Origin of the sequence: Pantoea sp. CTOTU49201, from assembly GCF_032054795.1 — a bacterium.
Lineage (GTDB): Bacteria > Pseudomonadota > Gammaproteobacteria > Enterobacterales > Enterobacteriaceae > Pantoea > Pantoea symbiotica.
This window is the reverse complement of the sequence record NZ_DAMBSA010000630.1, coordinates 1-1,584: the sequence shown is the minus strand read 5'-3', so window position 1 is coordinate 1,584 and position 1,584 is coordinate 1. Positions and strand designations below refer to the sequence as shown.

1 protein-coding gene and 1 pseudogene are annotated in these 1,584 nt (G+C 58.6%); both read left to right on the top strand.

Annotation, left to right across the window (positions count from 1 at the left end):
* Window positions 1-132, top strand: a pseudogene (locus RTY00_RS24620) (ABC transporter permease); the annotation flags it as partial.
* Window positions 133-1,584 (top strand): microcin C ABC transporter ATP-binding protein YejF (gene yejF, locus RTY00_RS24615; protein ID WP_312666728.1); only part of this gene is annotated, 1,452 nt, incomplete at its 3' end.

Sequence of the window (1,584 nt, the reverse complement as noted above, 5' to 3'; positions counted from 1 at the left end):
CAGGGCAAAAACAATTTACAGGCGCCGTGGCTGGGGCTGGCGGGCTTCTTTGCCCTCGCCCTGCTGCTGTCGTTACTGATCTTTATCGGCGAAGCGGTACGCGATGCCTTTGACCCGAGCCGAGGACGCTAAATGAGCCTGTTAACGGTGAATCATCTGGCGGTGGCCTTTCAGGATCGCCGCGTGGTGGACGACATTTCGCTGCACATTGATGCCGGCGAAACGCTGGCGCTGGTGGGCGAATCCGGTTCCGGTAAAAGCGTGACCGCGCTGTCGATCATGCGCTTATTGCCGCAGCCGCCGGTCAACTATCCGCAAGGTGAAATCCTGTTTAACGGCCAGGATATTCTGCAGGCCAGCGAACGCACCCTGCGCGGGCTGCGTGGCAACCAGATGGCGATGATTTTTCAGGAGCCTATGGTGTCACTTAATCCGCTGCACAATGTGGAAAAGCAGCTGTATGAAGTGCTGTCGGTGCATCGCGGGATGCGGCGCGAAGCCGCGCGGGGCGAAATGCTGAGCTGCCTGGATCGCGTCGGTATTCGTAATGCGGCATCGCGTTTGCAGGATTTTCCGCATCAGCTTTCCGGTGGTGAGCGACAGCGCGTGATGATCGCCATGGCGCTGCTAACCCAGCCGAAGCTGCTGATCGCCGATGAACCGACCACCGCGTTGGATGTCACGGTGCAGGCGCAGATTCTGCAACTGCTGCGCGAACTGCAACGTGAACTCAATATGGGCATGCTGTTCATCACCCATAACCTGAATATTGTGCGTCAGCTGGCGCACAGCGTCACGGTGATGCGTAATGGTCGCGGTGTGGAACACAATCGCTGCGATTTGCTGTTTAGCCAACCGCAGCAGCCCTATACGCGCGAGCTAATCGCCGCCGAGCCGGATGGTCAACCTGTGCCGCTGCTGGACCCTAAACCGCTATTGCAGGTGAAGAATCTACAGGTCGGTTTCCCGATCCGTCGTGGATTGCTGCGTCGCACCGTGGCAGAGACGCTGGCGCTCAAGGATCTCAGCTTTACGCTGCGGCGTGGCGAAAGCCTGGGATTGGTCGGCGAATCGGGTTCAGGTAAAAGTACTACGGGCCTGGCACTGCTGCGCTTAATCACCGCGCGCGGGGAGATCTGGTTTGAGGATCAGCCGCTGCATCAGCTGTCGCCAAAGCAGTTGTTGCCGCTGCGCCAGCGCATTCAGGTGGTATTTCAGGATCCCAATTCGTCGCTCAATCCGCGCATGACGGTGCAACAGGTGATTGCAGAAGGCTTAGCGGTGCATCGTCCTGAATTGAGCAATGCGGAGCAGGAAGCCAAGGTGATTGCGGTGATGCAGGAAGTGGGACTCGATGCCGACAGCCGTTCACGTTATCCGGCGGAGTTTTCCGGCGGTCAGCGCCAGCGCATCGCTATCGCCCGCGCGTTGATCCTTGAGCCGCAGCTGATTGTGCTGGATGAACCCACCTCGTCGCTGGACCGCTCGGTGCAGAAGCAAATTCTGACCTTACTGCGCCGTTTGCAGCAGCAGCATCAGCTCGCCTATCTGTTTATCAGTCATGATTTGCAGGTGGTACGCGCG